This window comes from Sphingosinicella sp. BN140058 (assembly GCF_004135585.1).
Taxonomy (GTDB): Bacteria; Pseudomonadota; Alphaproteobacteria; order Sphingomonadales; family Sphingomonadaceae; genus Allosphingosinicella.
Genome location: NZ_CP035501.1, coordinates 1,695,061 through 1,708,774, shown reverse-complemented (window position 1 = coordinate 1,708,774; position 13,714 = coordinate 1,695,061). Strand labels below are relative to the sequence as shown.

Genomic DNA, 13,714 nt, shown 5'->3' with positions numbered 1-13,714 from the left:
CACCCCGTTCGGGCTGAGCCTGTCGAAGCCGGTTTCTTCTCCTTTCCGCGCAAAAGGAAAGGGTTGGGCTTCGACAGGCTCAGCCTGAACGGATGGTGGCGGGGGTGAAGACGCTGCCGCCGCCGCAATCCCCGACGCCGTTCGGGGTGGGCCTGTCGAAGCCCTCTCTTTCTCCTCAAGCCGTGAGGCTCAGGAAGACTTGCCTCTGCGGAAAGTCCGCGCGGGTCAGCGTGCGAAGATCGAGAGCAGCAAGAGCGCAAACAGGATGCCGCTGAGCGCCTTCCAGGCCAGCACCGGGTCGCGCTGAAAGAGTGGTCTCGTATCCGCCGCGGCGAGCGCCGGGTTCGGGTGCGAGAGATCGTAGGTGAATTCGGACAGCAGAGCGTAACGCTGCCCCGGATCGATCGCGACCGCCTTGGCGATCGCCGCGTCGACCCAATCCGGCACCGCCGGATTGTGCGCCGTCGCCGGGGTATAATGGAGGCGGCGCTGCGCTGCGCGGGTGCGCGCGGCCGCAACTCGCGGGCCGTAGGGCAGGTGTCCGGTCAGCATCTGGTAGGCGATGACGCCGAGCGAGAAGAGATCCGAGGCCGGACCGGCGGCGTGGCCGAGGTAGAGTTCGGGCGCGCCATATTGCAAGGTGCCGGCATAAGCGGCGTCCTCCGCTATTTCGATCGTGGCAAGCTCGTCGAGTCCGGCGACCTGGACCGATCCGAAGTCGATGATCGTCGCGGTGCCCTGACCGTCGACCAGGATGTTGTGCGGTCGCAGATCCCGGTGCAGCATCTCGCGCTTGTGCAAGGCAAGCAAGCCGGCGGCGATCTGGCCGATCAGAGAACGAACCGCGGTCAGCTCCGGCGCCGGATGGTCGCGCATCCACTGGTCGAGCGTCTGCCCTTTCACGTATTCGAAGGCCGCGAAGATGTGGCCGCGTCCACGCGCCTGGGGTGCGGCCTTGAGCACGTGCGGATGATCGATCCGCCGTGCCACCCATTCCTCGAGCAGCAGGGCGCGGAGCTTCGCCGGATCCGCAGCATGTTCGGTCGACGGCACCTTGAGCACGATCGGGCGCTCGCTGTCGGGCTCGGCGGCCAGATAGAGGTGGCTGCGCGGGCCGGCATGAATCTCCCGGAGAATGCGGTACTGCTCGAACAGGCCGCCGGGGGTGAGCAACGGCGCCGGCGGCAGAATGATCTCGGAGCCGAGCACATCGTCCACGCCGCCCTCCGGCAGGGTGTCGATCCGCATCAGCAGGGCGGTGAGATTGTCCTCGCTGCCCGCGGCGCGCGCCGCCGCGACCAGACTCGCGGCAGCGTCGTCGAGGCAGCCGGCGTCGTGGAGCAGCGCCGCAATGCGGTCGTCGGGGAGATGATCGTGGACTCCGTCGGTGGTGAGCAGGAAGAGGTCGCCTCGCTCCACGGCGATCCGGCGCGCATCGATCTCGACGTGGCGGTCGATGCCGAGCGCGCGGCCCAGATAGGATTTGCCGCCGCCGACGGAGACGACGTGCGGCGCGGTCAGTGGCTCGATCCGCCCGCCGCGCAGCCGAGCGATACGGGCATCGCCGACATGGAAGAGGTAGGCGCTGCGCGATTTCAGCACCAGCGCCGAGAAGGTGCAGATGAGGCCCCGCTCGCGTTCCTCATCGCAGAGCGGGCGGCCGTTGCGGGCGTGCAGTGCGCTGTTGACCGCGGCGATCACGCTCTCCGCCGAGCTTCGCACCGACCAGCCTTCGGAGGTGCGGAGATAATCGGCAAGGAAGCTCTCGACCGCCGTCGCCGCCGCTTCGCCGCCGCGGGGGCTGGTGCTGATCCCGTCGGCGACGGCGGCGGCGATGCCCTTGGCGGCGAGGAGGCCGCCGTCGGGCCGGACGATCCCGCAGGCATCCTGGTTGACCGGCTTGCGGCCGGCGCTGCTGCACCGGCCGGACGAGACGGAGAGGCGCACCCGGCCGTGCGGGCCCGGCGCGCCATTCTCAGGCATCAGGCGGCGAGCTTGATCACGCGGCGCGGGGCGGTCCGGACGTGGGTGGAATAAAGGGTGAGACCGGTGAAGGTGAGGCCGCCGACGATGTTGCCGAGCACGGTCGGGATCTCGTTCCACCACAGATAGTCGGCGATCGAATATTGGGCGCCCATCATCAATCCGGCCGGGAACAGGAACATGTTCACCACCGAATGTTCGAACACCATGTAGAAGAACAGCATGATCGGCATCCACATCGCGATCACCTTGCCGCTGACATGGGTGGAGATCATCGCGCCGACCACGCCCGTCGAGACCATCCAGTTGCACAGCATGCCGCGCACGAAGATCGTGATCCAGCCGGCGGCACCATATTCGGCGTAACCGAGCGTCCGCGCCTTGCCGATGCCGGCGATCTTCTGGCCGACTTCGTTCGGTTCGACCGAGAAGCAGTAGGTGAAATAGATCGTCATCATGAAGGCGACGATCAGGGCGCCTGCGAAATTGCCGGTGAAGACGAGCCCCCAATTGCGGAATACGCCGCCCCACGTGATGCCGGGCCGCTTGTCCCAGACGGCGAGCGGCGCCAGCACGAACACGCCGGTAAGCAGATCGAAGCCGAGCAGGTAGAGCATCACGAACCCGACCGGGAACAGCAGCGCGCCGAGCAGAACATTGCCGGTCTGGACGTTGATGCTGATCGCGAACACGGCGGCGAGTGCAAGCGTCGCGCCGGCCATGAACGCCCGGATCAACGTGTCCCGGGTCGACATCAGGACCTTGGCCTCACCCGCATCGACCATCTTGGTGACGAATTCCGAAGGCGCCAGATAGGCCATCTCTTTCCCTTTCGAACGGACGCAACAAAGCCGCCTCGAGCCGACGGGCGGCTCGGGCGGCGTCATTGCCGTGTTGCTGGTGAAGCAGCGTGCGCCCCGCGTTGGGCGTCGGGCTGCGTCTGCCCGGATGCTAAGCGATTCGGTACGGGATCGTAAAGCGCTATTTTGCGGTGCAGCAACGGCGGGTCGAAGATCATCCCGGTACGCCAACTCCGTTCGGGCTGAGCGCCTTGACGTGCCGCTTCTTGTCCTCTGGGAAGCAGGGAGGCGTGGGCTTCGGCAGGCTCAGCCCGAACGGCTGATGGAGAAGGCGAAGGTCAGCCACGTAGAAGGTGCGAGGTAGGCGAGCCTCCGCGTCAGCATGCGGCATCGAAGGTCGTGGTAACTTCCCCCAAAACCCCCGTTCGGGCTGAGCCCGTCGAAGCCCCTTGTTCTTCCCCGCTTTCAATGCGCGTTGCTGCCGGTGCCGAATGCGGCGATGCCGTCCCGTTCGGCGCTGGCGCCGTGCTGATCGAGGAAGTTGTAGAGGCCGACCGCGAGTGCGCGGGCGGCGGGCGCGGGGACGATCAGGCAGCCGATGACGACGAGCTGGAGGCCGCCGGGGCCGACGTCGTCGCAACAGCGGGCGAGGCGAGGCTGATCCGGACAGTGTCGTTGACCCTCTCGAACGAACCGCTTCGTCGGCGAGGAGATCGGCGGCGAACGGATTGTAGAGGATCGGGAGATCCGCCTTCGGGCGCATGAGGCGAGCATGATCCCCCCGGACCAAGCCCCGATCGAGCGATCCTGGCCTAGGTGAGAGTGCGGGTATTGCGGGATTCACGCCGTTCGCGCCGGCGCCGTCTATGAATGAAGAAGGGCGGCACAAAGCGGACAATCCGGAGCCACAATCGCAGCCCAGAGACCCGGCAACGAAGCAAGCGAGACGCGAATGCTCCAAGATACCTGCCTCCGCCGATCGCCGGGCCACATCACCGATGCGCAATTGCGGGAAACCGCGGCGCTCGCCGCGAGCGGCCGCAACGTCCCCGACTTCATCATTCGCGCGATCGCGCGCCGCATCGAAGCGGAGGAGCAGGGCGAGGCCGCCGTGCGCCGGCCGCTGCCGCGCAACTGGCTGCTCGACGGTCCGTCCGCGCCGGCGGAGCAGCATTGATGGCGGTCGCGATGGCCCCGGCCTGCATCCATGCGGTCGACGACGATCCGCACTATCTGGAAAGCATCGTCGCGTGGCTGTCGCCGCACGGCTATACGGTGACCACCTTCTCCTCGGCCGACGCGTTTCTGAGCGCGTTGCCGGGCCTGGAGCCGGGCTGCGTGCTGATGGACCTCGGCATGGTGCCGCTCGACGGCTGTGCCGCTCTGCTGGTGATGCGCGATTATCCGATCGACTGGCCGGTGATCATGCTGAGCGAGACCGCGGCGGCGGACATTGCCGATCTGTGCATGCTCGCCGGTGCCGATCTGCATCTCGCCAAGAGCGGCGATCCCGCGCACTTGCTCTGCGCGGTCGAGAGGCTGGCGCGCGACTTCGCCGCAGCCTGCGCCGCGGCGACCATTGCCTCCCTGTCCTACGCGCAGCCAGTCGATCCCCAGGCCTGGCGTGCCCACAAGGACGCGCTTTGCGCCCGCTTCCTCCAGCATCTCGCGCCGGCCCGCGGCGACGGTGATGCCGGCAGCAATCCCGCGGTCGGGAAGTCGCGTCGCTGACGCAGCGATCGTCTGCCGATATCCTGGTCTAAAGCGCCAGGTTCCGCGCGGCATCCGCCGCCGCGGCGATCCAGCTCCGGCGCTCGGCTTCCCGGCTGGTCGCGACGATCCGGAACACCCGGCGCTCGATCCGCTCGAAGCCGCAATAACCGAGCAGGCAGTCGCGCCAGATCCGTTCCAGCGGATCGCCGAACGAAGCGGCCTCGCGCACGGCCGCCGTGTTGCTGGTGTTGAGCACCAGCGCGCGCTTGCCGCGCAGCAGCCCGACAGGCACGTCGCCGTCATCCTCGCCCTTGGCGAAGGCATAAGCCGCGCCGGGCGCGAACACCCGGTCCATCCAGCCCTTCATCATCGCCGGCGGCGCCCCCCAGCAATTGGGGTGGACGACGGCGAGCAGGTCGGCTCGGCCGAGTGCGTCGATCTGGGCGCGGATCGCCGGGTCGCGGGAGGGCCGGCCGCGCGCCTCATCGAGATCGAGCACGGGATCGAAGCCGATCGCGTGCAGGTCGAGCAGATCGGCCGCGATGTCCATCGCCGCCCACGCCGCGACCACGGAGGTGGCGAGGGCATGGTTGAGACTGGCGGGATCGGGATGGCTGACCACGACGAGCCCTGACCGCATTCCCTGTCCCCCTCTCCGGCCGGATCGGCGACGGGCACGATAGGGGCGCCGCGGGCGCCTGCAAGCGCCCGTCACTCTTAAGCGCGCGCGATCGAAGGATCAGCCCGGCCGTGCTTCAGTGGGCGCGGACGTTGTCGGCCTGTTGTTCCAGCGCTTCCGCTTTCTGGTCGGCCGCGTCGCGGGCGGCGTCGGCCTGTTCCTCGAGCGCGTCGGCCTGCGCCTCCCGGGCGTCGTTGGCGCTGTCGGCGGCCTCGTCGTTGCGCTCGCCCATCGTCTCGGCCGGGCCGCTTTCGATACTATCCTCACCGTCGACCGCGCCGGAGGCGTTGTCCGCCTTCTCGCCCGCCTGCTCCTGCGGTCCGTCGCAGGCGGCGACCATCATCACCAGCGCGCCTGCCAATGCGGCCTTCCTCAGCATCATATTGCCACTCCTCCTGTCGTCGATCTACGCGGCCGAGGCGCAGATTGTTCCGGGAGCAGCGCGAGACGCGGGATCGGCTCAGGCGTGGAGGCCGGCCGCGACTGTCGCTTCCAGCGCGGAGAAGCATGCGGGGTCGACCGCCCTCCCGACCTCGTCCTTGATGATGCCGAGCGCCTTCTCGCTCGACATTGCCGCGCGGTACGGCCGATCGGCGGTCAGCGCATCGTAGAAATCGCACACGGTGATGATTCGCGAATCGCGGGCGATCAACATGTCGTGGAGGCCGAGCGGATAGCCATGTCCGTCGAGCCGTTCGTGGTGGGCGCCGGCAATGGCTGCCATGTCGCGAAGCGGACCGATCCGCGCGAGGATGTCGACCGTGTGCGCGGCGTGGCTGCGCATCTCGACCCACTCGTCGTCGTCGAGCTTGCCCGGCTTCTCCAGGATCCGGCTGCTGATCGCGAGCTTGCCGACGTCGTGGAGCACCGCGGCGCGGCGTAACGTGCGCAGCTCGGGCCCCGCAATTCCGACGCGGCGCCCGACCGCTTCCGCATAGGCTCCGACCCTGCAGGAATGGCCGCTCGTATAGGGGCTCTTGGCGTCGATCACCGCGCCGAACGCGGCGACGATGTCGTCGAGCCAGGCCTCGTCGATCACGATCCTCTGCTCGGCGGGCTCGAAGCTGCGCACCCGCTGCTCGAGCAGGGGATCGTCCAGCTCCGACCAGAAGTCGGGATCCTGCGCCAGCGTGCGAAACGCCTGGACCAGAGTCGGATCGAACCAGGTACCGCTGCGTGCTTCGACTTCCTCGATCGCCGCGTCGGGTCCGGCGGCGACATGGAACACGTCGACGATCTGGGCGAGCAATGCCAGACGCGCTGCCAGCGGGATCGAATCACCGCTCTGTCCCAAAGGCTTTCCGTTGCCGTCCCAATGCTCGTCCAGTGCGGCAATCGCCTGCGCGACGGCCTCGGGGAACCGCAACTGCCGGGCTATGGCGGCACCGCGGGTGCAGCGCGTCTGGATGAGGTCGCGGGCGATGTTGGTGCCGTCGCGGAGGATGTGGGCGATCGCCTTTGCGCGGGTACCGAGTCGGTGTCCGCTTCCGGTGCGGGTGAAGACGAACTTCAGCGTCGGCGCCAGTCCTTCAGGCACCAGCTTGAAGTCATGCTTGAAGAGGCGATCGTCGGCCAGATAGAGTTCGGCAATCCGCGCCGCATTGCTGCTGCAGCCCAGATCCTTGAGCAGGGTCGCATAATAGACCGTTTGACGCTCTTCGCCGGACAAGTGCAGCACGCAGGCGATGCGGCTTGCGACCCAGCAGGCGCGCAGCGAATGGCCGGCGGGCTGACCTTCGGTCAGATCGAGCGCATAGGAGAAGGCCCCGAGGATTTCGGCCAGGGATGTCGTCTGGTCCGGTATCGCCTGAACGAAATCGGCGGCGAATGCATGGCGCACGGCGGACTCTCTTACCCTGTTGAAGGGCTTGTCTAGCTACGGAGGTTTAAGACGCCGTTATTGGCGATGGCGCCGAATACCGGTGATCGGCGAACATGTGGCGACCTGAGCGGACAAGATCCGGAGGTCGACGTTCGCGAACGCGCGCTCCAATAAAATGCCCCCGAGAAGGTGGTCGCCCCTCGCTGCGCTCGTGCGGTCCATCAGAAACCATGCCCCGCATTTTAGGCGTCGCCCGGCGCTGCGCTCGTGCGCTCTGTCGCCCCTCGTGCTACGCACTCGTGCGCTCCAAATATAACCATGCCCCGCATGGTTATATTTGGAGCGGGTGAAGGGAATCGAACCCTCGTCGTAAGCTTGGGAAGCTTCTGCTCTACCATTGAGCTACACCCGCGTGCCGCCCGTCTGTAGAAAAGGCGGCGCTGCTTGTCGAGAGGACACGGACGCTGCCGGGCGTCAGGCTGGCGATCGTGAGGCGCTGCTTTCAAGTCCTCTCGTCGCTGCCCCGGCGCAGCGAGAGGCGTCATGCGGGATTTGCGAAAGGGCTGATCGAGGACCGTATTGACCGATAATACGGTCGATTTTCAAGTCCGCCGGTCAAAAGTCCGAGCGCATTGCGGCGCCCGGAAGTCGGATCGGGTGCCCGCCTGCAATCCGGCGCGTGCTGAGGGGAGGAACCGGATCGCAGGACGGACGCCCGGCTCGTATTCTTGTCCGGTCCTCGACCTTCAAGGAGGGCGGATGCCCGGTGGCGGAGGAATCGCCCTGGCGTGCCGCAATGGCTCCTGCGGGAGTTCGGGCGCGGAGGCGAACAATAGGAACATATAAGGAACACGCGTCAAAGTCAATGTGGTGTTCGACTTCCGGCGGACGCAGTTCGACAAGGCGGTGCGCTTTCGCTTGTCGGTGCTCGGCATGCCTGGGTGGCGGCCTTGATCGGCATCGGGCACACTCTACCTAGACGGTGCGGCGACCACGTTCCCGTCCCGACGCGGGTGTTCAAGACCGGGACGGCCCGGCGGCCAGGATGGAGGCTGCCATGGCATGGATCGTTCTCGGCATCGCCGGATTGCTGGAGGTCGTCTGGGCCTTCGCGATGAAGCAGTCCGAAGGTTTCACCCGGCTCTGGCCGTCGCTCGTCACGCTGACCGCGATGGGGGTGAGCTTCGGACTGCTGTCCTGGTCGATGCGGACGCTTCCGCTCGGCACCGCCTACACGGTCTGGACCGGCATCGGCGCGGTCGGTGCCTTCGTCGTCGGCATCGTGGTGCTCGGCGAGGCAGCCAGTCCGATGCGGATCACTGCGGCGTTGCTGATCGTCGCCGGGCTGGTGCTGATGAAGCTCGCAGGCGGTCACTGATCCTTCGTTCCGCTTGCGTGAAGCGAAACGCGACATCTCCGCTCGATCACGGCGCTGAATCTGGAGGAGCCGCACGGCTGTGCCGGCGCAAGAAGACGTAAGCGCCCCCTGGACGTGCGCAAGATAGTGCGCACGTGTCTTGCGCATATTTGTTGTTATGCGCGAACACACCTAACCGCGTCAGCCTTGAACCAGGCGCGAGAAACTTTCTGCTCGCGCCGGCGCAGGTTATCCGCGTTGGTCGCCAAGCGGCAGCAGGATGAGCGTGATCCGATCATGGCCGACGGCGATGTCGATCGTCTCGCCCGCGGTGACGTCGATCGGCTTCGGGAAGCTGTGCAGCACCTGCAGCCAGCCGCCGTCGCTGTAGCGATCGGGATGATTGTCGAACGTCACGCCGGGCCACAGATCGATGTGCATCCACTGGACGATGCCGATCGCGCGGCCGCTTTTGGTGACCGTGATCGGCAGGCGGGCGAGCGTCGCGTCGTGCTTCTTGCGGGTGAGATCGAGGCGGACCAGCTCGAGATCGTCCGACAGGCGCTCCCATGCCGTCATCGTGCCGTGGATCGGCAGGCGCTGCGGCGCGAAATCGGTGAAGGCGGACAGATCGAAGCCGGACACGTCGCCGACGAAGGCATAATCCGCCAGGTTGTCGCTGGCAACGAGACACCCCATTGCACTGGCCGCGCGCGGGATCACGATCGCGTCGGGCGCGAGCAGGCGCCGATGGGCGTCCTCGAACGTGTCGAGCACCTTTTCGGTCAGCAGATCGCTGGAGAGGATTTCCGAGACCAGGATCTCGGCCGGCCTGTCGAGCTCGGCGCCGACGGCGAGCTCGGTGGACGGCCGGGCGTGGACCGTGATGCGCTCGGCATAGCCGTTCCGGGCGACGATCCGCTCTGCCATTTCGGCGATCATCGGCTCCATCTCGCACGCGACCACCTGCCGCGCGCCGGCGCGCGCCGCCATCAGCGACAGCAGGCCGCTGCCGGCGCCGATGTCGAGCACGCGCGCGTCCGGGCCGGCAACGTCGATCGCCGCCTTGATCGCAGCCTCGAACGCATCGTTGCGCGGCACGTCGTTCATCATCGGAATGTGCCAGAAGGGCACCGAGGCCGATCCCAGCCGCCGCACCTGGTGGCGCAGGTGGAGGCTGTCCGGCTGCAGCGCAAGCGCGCGGCGGAAATGCCGGAGCGCTTCGAGGCTCCGACCCGCATCGGCGAGGACCACGGCGAGGTTGCCGATCTTGACCGCATTGTCCGGATCGACCGCGCAGGCGCGTTCGAGCATCGCGATCGCCTCGGCGGTGCGGCCGAGCCAGTGCAGGGTCAGCCCTTGCTCGTGCAGCGCCACTGCATGATCGGGGTCGATCGCGAGCAGCTGATCCCAGGCGACGAGCGCATCTTCCGGCCGCGACAGCCGCCCGAGCAGGCCCGCAAGCAGAGGCAGGACGTCGGCCGGCCGATAGTTCTGCGCCAGCACCGAGCGATAGCCGGCCTCGGCGCCTTCCAGATCCCCCGCTTCGTGCAGCGCCATCGCCTCCGCGAGCGCCGCGCGGGCTTCGGTCTGGCGATCGGGGGAAGCCGGGTCGGTCACGTCGATGTCCTTGAAATCCGGGGTGAAGGCGCGTGCGCGATAGGCAAATGGCGCGGGGAGGGATAGCCCTCTGGTGCGTGGGCGGCCGCTCACGAGGGCGGACGATCGAGGTGCGGCAGCTTCGCCCGCCCAGTCGGCGGCGCCACCTTGCTCAGAGTGACGGCGAGCAATCACGCTCTCGCTTCATGAAAGGAGGCTCTCCAGGATCGTACAGCATGCGAATGCGTCCCATGATGCTGCCGTGGCGCCCGTGATCGCGACGCCGTGAGCGACGCCCGTGGAGCGTTCGGATTGCCGTTGAAGCCCGCGGGGCAGCTATCCTAAACGCCGCTGGTCGCGCATTTCTAAGAACCGCTGGACAGTTGAACCTGGGACTTTCGGCCGTCCGGGGTGATCGCCGCGAACAGTCGCTTTCGCCAGGGTTGTCGCCGCCCGATCCGTTCAGTTCGTGAGTGGCCCAGCGTGCATAGGACCACGGAGTGCCTTGATCCCGACGCGAAGGCCTCCACAAGGGAGTACCCGCTTATCAGCAAGCGCCCGGGAGAAAGACATGACGCGAGACATCGGAGTGGGTCTCATCGGCTATGGGCTTGGCGGTCGTGCCTTTCATGCGCCCTACGTCCGTGTCACGCCCGGCATGACATTGCGCGCCGTGGTTTCACGCGATCCTGCCAAGGTTCGCGCCGATCTGCCGGGAATGTGCGTGGTGCCGAGCGTCGATGCGCTGCTCGCCGAACCCGGCATCGACCTGGTGATCGTCAGCAGTCCGGACGACCTGCATGCCGGCCACGCGCTGGCGGCGCTCGGCGCGGGCAAGCATGTGCTGATCGACAAGCCGTTCGCGACCACCCTCGCCGACGCACGACGGATTGCGGAGACCGCCGAGGCCCAGGGCCGCATGGTGACCGCCTTCCAAAACCGCCGCTGGGACGCCGATTTCCGGACGCTTCGCCGGATGATCGACGCCGGAACGCTGGGCGCAATCGTTCAGTTCGAAAGCCATTTCGATCGATGGCGGCCGTCCCCTGCGCCCGTGTGGAAAGAGGCGCGGCAAGGCGGATCCTGGCTGGATCTCGGCCCGCACCTCGTTGACCAGGCGCTGGTGCTGTTCGAGCGTCCGCTGGCGATCAGCGCCGACATCGCGACCCTGCGCGGCGGGGCGCCCGCACCCGATTATTTCCACGCCGTGCTGCGCTACGAGGAGCATCGCGCCATCCTTCATTCGAGCAAGCTGGCCGCGCAGCATGGCCTGCGGTTCGCGGTACACGGCACGCAGGGAAGCTGGATCAAGCACGGGATCGACGCACAGGAAGCGGCGACCGTCGCCGGCCGGTCGCCGGAGGGCGCCGATTGGGGCGTGGATCCCATTCCCGGCCTGCTCACGCGCGGGGACGATCCGTCGCCGCCGGTGCCGGTGGCGAACGAGCCGGGCGACTATCGCTTGTTCTGGCAGGCGCTGGCCGCCGCATTGCGCGGCGAGGGCGCCAACCCGGTCCCGACCTCCGCCGCCGTCGCGGTCATGGAGGTGCTCGATGCCGGGATGCGCAGCGCGCTGGAGGGACGCGAAATCACCCTTTGAGGGGAGGTACGCCCGAAGGCCGTCGCGAGGTCGGGCCGGCCTACACTTCTACGAGCAACGACGGCCAGTCGACCGGCCGGCCGCTGTCCATCGCTTCCTCACCCATCAGCGACGCAACGCTGGCATGATAGGCCTGGCGCAGCAGTCCCGGCGCGGGCACGCCGCTGCGCACCGCCTCGCCGAAGACCTCGAACTGCAGCATCGTCTCGTCAAATTCGCCCCAGCCCAGCGACTCGCCCGGCGTCGTCACCGGCAGCTCCGGGAACCAGGTTGCGCCGCCGATCGGCACCGGGCGCTTGCGGCCCGCCTGGACGTCCTCCCCCATCTTGCGCAACGCAGGGACGCCGGGCGGCTTCTCCTGATAGATCCGGCCCAGTTCGGGCTCGATCGTCCCCTTGCTGCCCTGGATCTGCTCCTCGCAGCCGTAGCGCGCATTGTTGAGCAGCGACGTGTAGACGAGCTTGCGGCCGCCGGCATAATCGAAGACCAAGGCGACCTGGTCGTAGACCTCGCGCCCGTCCTTCCAGAAGCAGATGCTTCCCGATCCGATCACGCGGGTGGGCGGAGCCTCGAGGAACCAATTGCCGACCTGAAGTTGGTGGGTGGCGAGCTCGGTCATCAGCCCGGCCGAGCTGTTGCGGTACAGGCGCCAGTTGATCTTCCGCTCCAGATCGCTGCCGGCGGGGACCGGGCGGCGCCAGCTATTGTTGCGGTGCCAGCTCGCGCGGATCTGGGTAACGGGCCCGATCTCGCCGGCCTTCACCCGCTTCAGCGCGTTGAGATAGGTCGGGTTGAACATCCGCTGATGGCCGATTTGCAGCACCTTCCGGCGATCCTGCGCGCGCTTCACCATGGCGCTGCAATCGGCGATCGTTCGCGCCATCGCCTTTTCGCACCAGACGTGCACCCCGGCATCGAAAGCATCGAGGGTCTGCGCCGCGTGGACATGGAGAGGCGTCGCGATCACGACGGCGTCGATCCCCCCGGCATCCAGCATCGCGCGATGATCGGTGAAGGTGGGCGTCCCCGCGGGAACGAGCGCGCGGCCCTTGGTCAAGTTCGGCTCATAATCGTCGCAGATCGCCGCCACCGCGCAGTTGCGAGTCTTGGCGATGTTCCGGATCAGCGTGCGCCCGCGATCGCCGGTGCCGATCACGCCGAGGCGGACGCGATCCTTCTGCCCGGGCGCGGTGCTCGCGGCAAAGGCAGCCCAAGGCGCCGCGGCCGCCATTCCGGCCCCGGCCGACGCCTTCAGCACATGATCGATGAACGACCGGCGGGTCAGATCAAAATCCTTGTCGATCATCGTATCTCGGTCTCCGCTGGCGAAACGGGAATCCCGGTTTCCCCGGTAAAATCAAAAAGAAAACGGCGCATGGGCTCCGCGTCAAGCAAGCGCTTCGTCTGATCGTCGTCGGCGACGAGCAAGGCCGTGCTCATCATCTCCGCGCGGGCGCCGCTGCGCGCGCAGGCCAACGCCGTTCGCCGTCCGGTGACGATCGTTCCATCCTTGGGGCGGATCATCGGCGCACGATCGGGCGCAGAGGTTCCCTCCCCGACGGTCGACGAGATCGACAGCGCTTCATCCGCCAGTTCGAGCTTCAACAGAACGCGCTCCGGCTGCAGCGGATGCGGAATGGCGAACGGCCATCGCCCGCCAAGCGGATGTTCGCCGATCACCGCGATCGAGCTCTCGCCCGCCGACAGCAGCGCCGAGACGCGGCCCGCCCGCCGCAGGACGTCGCAGGCCCGGTCAAGGGCGAAGCCCTTGCCGAAACCGCCGAAATCGAGCGCGAGGGGCCGCGATGCATGGATGCGGGCCTGTTCGCGATCGAACACGACCATGACCCATCCCGCCGCTCCGGTGTGGGCATCCGCCGCGGGATCGAACAGGCCTTCCATCGCCTGGTAGAAGTCGTCGATCTCAACCAGCGCGTCGAACAGCAATGGGTCGTCGACGGCGGCGGGGTGGCCGGCCGCGAGGCTTTCGTTGAGCGCGGTCGTCGCCGATGGGCGGTGAATGGTCAGGGCGTCGTCGACGGCCTCGATCGCGCGCCGCGCTTCGATCATCGAACCGTCCTCCGCCGGTCCGAACAGATGCAGTTCGATGCGCGTGCCCATGGCGAGGAATCGTTCGACATGCGTGGTGAGTGGAGCGGAG

Annotated in this window: 13 protein-coding genes and 1 tRNA gene; 4 read left to right on the top strand and 10 right to left on the bottom strand. The window is 67.3% G+C overall.

Annotated features, from left to right (window positions below):
• Window positions 1-225: 225 nt before the first annotated feature.
• The 3 genes from ETR14_RS07765 to ETR14_RS07755 form a co-directional block, all read right to left on the bottom strand.
• A complete protein-coding gene (locus tag ETR14_RS07765) occupies window positions 226-1,983 on the bottom strand; it encodes a bifunctional protein-serine/threonine kinase/phosphatase (protein ID WP_129384085.1) in 1,758 nt (585 codons plus the stop codon).
• On the bottom strand, window positions 1,983-2,804 hold the full coding sequence (locus ETR14_RS07760) for a formate/nitrite transporter family protein (RefSeq protein WP_129384084.1): 822 nt from the start codon (window positions 2,802-2,804) through the stop codon (window positions 1,983-1,985). The genes ETR14_RS07765 and ETR14_RS07760 overlap by 1 nt, the downstream gene beginning before the upstream one ends.
• 444 nt (window positions 2,805-3,248) lie before the next feature.
• A complete protein-coding gene (locus ETR14_RS07755; protein ID WP_129384083.1) occupies window positions 3,249-3,557 on the bottom strand; it encodes a hypothetical protein in 309 nt (102 codons plus the stop codon).
• Window positions 3,558-3,735: 178 nt separating this feature from the next.
• Here ETR14_RS07755 and ETR14_RS28265 point away from each other — a divergent pair, with 178 nt between their 5' ends.
• The gene (locus tag ETR14_RS28265; protein ID WP_165356362.1) at window positions 3,736-3,960 is read left to right on the top strand and encodes a hypothetical protein; all 225 of its coding nucleotides are present in this window, start codon (window positions 3,736-3,738) and stop codon (window positions 3,958-3,960) included.
• Entirely contained in the window at window positions 3,960-4,514 is a 555-nt protein-coding gene (locus ETR14_RS28260) for a response regulator (RefSeq protein ID WP_165356361.1), read from the top strand. Before ETR14_RS28265 ends, ETR14_RS28260 begins: the two co-directional genes overlap by 1 nt.
• Window positions 4,515-4,542: 28 nt before the next feature.
• On the opposite strand, the gene ETR14_RS07745 is transcribed toward ETR14_RS28260, so the two are convergent.
• From ETR14_RS07745 to ETR14_RS07730, 4 genes are all read right to left on the bottom strand, one after another.
• Window positions 4,543-5,136 carry an NAD(P)H-dependent oxidoreductase gene (locus ETR14_RS07745; protein ID WP_129384081.1) on the bottom strand — a complete coding sequence of 198 codons (594 nt, stop codon included), beginning with the start codon at window positions 5,134-5,136 and terminating at the stop codon, window positions 4,543-4,545.
• Between the two features lie 115 nt (window positions 5,137-5,251).
• A complete protein-coding gene (locus tag ETR14_RS07740) occupies window positions 5,252-5,557 on the bottom strand; it encodes a hypothetical protein (RefSeq protein ID WP_129384080.1) in 306 nt (101 codons plus the stop codon).
• A gap of 78 nt (window positions 5,558-5,635) precedes the next feature.
• Window positions 5,636-7,015 (bottom strand): HD-GYP domain-containing protein, encoded by a 1,380-nt coding sequence (locus ETR14_RS07735; protein WP_243455811.1) that lies wholly within the window; start codon window positions 7,013-7,015, stop codon window positions 5,636-5,638.
• A gap of 320 nt (window positions 7,016-7,335) precedes the next feature.
• Window positions 7,336-7,409, bottom strand: a tRNA-Gly gene (locus ETR14_RS07730).
• A 645-nt stretch (window positions 7,410-8,054) separates the two neighbouring features.
• Between ETR14_RS07730 and sugE the strand changes: the two genes are divergently transcribed.
• Window positions 8,055-8,375, top strand: a complete 321-nt coding sequence (sugE, locus tag ETR14_RS07725; protein WP_129384079.1) for a quaternary ammonium compound efflux SMR transporter SugE — start codon at window positions 8,055-8,057, stop codon at window positions 8,373-8,375.
• Between the two features lie 228 nt (window positions 8,376-8,603).
• Here sugE and ETR14_RS07720 read toward each other — a convergent pair whose 3' ends face one another.
• Entirely contained in the window at window positions 8,604-9,974 is a 1,371-nt protein-coding gene (locus ETR14_RS07720; protein ID WP_129384078.1) for a 50S ribosomal protein L11 methyltransferase, read from the bottom strand.
• A gap of 550 nt (window positions 9,975-10,524) precedes the next feature.
• Here ETR14_RS07720 and ETR14_RS07715 point away from each other — a divergent pair.
• A complete protein-coding gene (locus ETR14_RS07715) occupies window positions 10,525-11,553 on the top strand; it encodes an oxidoreductase (protein WP_129384077.1) in 1,029 nt (342 codons plus the stop codon).
• Window positions 11,554-11,593: 40 nt separating this feature from the next.
• Here ETR14_RS07715 and ETR14_RS07710 read toward each other — a convergent pair whose 3' ends face one another.
• Together ETR14_RS07710 and ETR14_RS07705 are read right to left on the bottom strand one after the other, a co-directional pair.
• Window positions 11,594-12,859, bottom strand: coding sequence for a Gfo/Idh/MocA family protein (locus tag ETR14_RS07710; protein WP_129384076.1), 1,266 nt, complete (start codon window positions 12,857-12,859; stop codon window positions 11,594-11,596).
• The gene (locus ETR14_RS07705) at window positions 12,856-13,674 is read right to left on the bottom strand and encodes an FAD:protein FMN transferase (RefSeq protein ID WP_129384075.1); all 819 of its coding nucleotides are present in this window, start codon (window positions 13,672-13,674) and stop codon (window positions 12,856-12,858) included. The genes ETR14_RS07710 and ETR14_RS07705 overlap by 4 nt, the downstream gene beginning before the upstream one ends.
• Between the last annotated feature and the right edge of the window lie 40 nt (window positions 13,675-13,714).